At 45.5% G+C, this 1,277-nt stretch carries 1 protein-coding gene; it reads right to left on the bottom strand.

The features are described 5' to 3' along the window. Nucleotides 1–116: 116 nt before the first annotated feature. On the bottom strand, nucleotides 117–1,277 hold a 1,161-nt coding region (locus GY683_RS09500; RefSeq protein ID WP_297288497.1), incomplete at its 5' end, for a hypothetical protein.

The raw sequence follows: 1,277 nt of genomic DNA, 5'->3' as shown, positions 1-1,277 counted from the left end.
CGAATAAAAGCTAAAACATTCGAGGCTAAAAAACATCAAAACTTATGGTTCAATACTTACAACGATTTTTGAGTTTTTGTCAGGTATGCCCAATTTATCCCGCGTACTAAACGAATTTAACTCAGTGTTTTCAACTCATCCACTAACCCCTTTGCTGATGAAATCGCTGTATTAAATTGTTCATCTTTATCAGCTAAGAGTATGAACTGTTCTAGTGCCTCAGTTAAACGATTTTGTGCTTGCTTAATCTCGGCATTTTTGGCATTTCGGGTTTCTGTCTCCGCTGACGGCTGAAAATTGATGGTTTCTATAACCGGACGCTTGGCATCATCGGTCTCACCGAGCATGAGTCGTACCGCTGGGTCGCCCACAATGGCATAATTACGCGCATCATTGTTGGCTGTCCATAGGTTAGATAATTCAAAATCACTGACCAGTACGCCATGTTTGATTTCTATTAGTTGCTCACTGAGATCAGAGGAGATTTCTGCATAACGCACATTGAACTTATCAATGGCTGAACCTATTGGATGGCCTTCCATCAACCGTTTCAAAGTATCCTTAAAAACAGTTAATTGGGCCCCGGCTTTTTCCCAAACGAAAGAACAGCCCCAAGCACGATCGACATGACCCACTGTGGCTAGAGCACCGCCTTTGGGATGACTGAGTAAGCGCCGTGGTAATTGCGCTACAAAAGCATGTGGCGCAATGGTTGAGCGTTTATCGGACTTCCCGTGGGCAAATTCATCCTTATGAGGTGTACCCGCACCATAACAGGCAAAGTGAAAACTAATCAATCCGAGTAAACCAGCATCATTACTGACATCGTCGGCTGAAAAGTAAAAGTCTTCGGGAATCGGTTTGCGTCCCCACTTTAAGCCAGGCCAATCTTGGCAGAGCAGTGCGCCCTGGTGAGGCAATTGGCGTGAATCACCGTTAGGAAATCCCATCCCATGACTAGCCGTGAAAAGCAAGCTCGGCGTATCGTTCCCTCCTAACAGTTGCCCTAATTGTGCCTTAGTCGCCTCCTCTTTGAGGAAAGTTTGTATTTGCCAATCGGATTGATCTTTGGCTACCCAGTCCGCTAATGGCGCAATTAGTTGGTCAGCACTGAGCTGAGTGGCGAGATCACCACTATTGCGTACTCCAAAAAAACTGGCACGGCGTGGCAAGAACAATTTACCGGTTTTAGCTGCTACCACATTGTGAGCATACTGGGCATATTCGTCCAAGGTGTCGAAATAAATACGACCGACGGCATATTGAACATCAAGTTG

Origin of the sequence: Moraxella sp., assembly GCF_024227015.1 — a bacterium.
Taxonomy (GTDB): Bacteria; Pseudomonadota; Gammaproteobacteria; order Pseudomonadales; family Moraxellaceae; genus Moraxella.
Note: the sequence above shows the minus strand (reverse complement) of the source record. Positions and strands in the feature narration are given on the sequence as shown.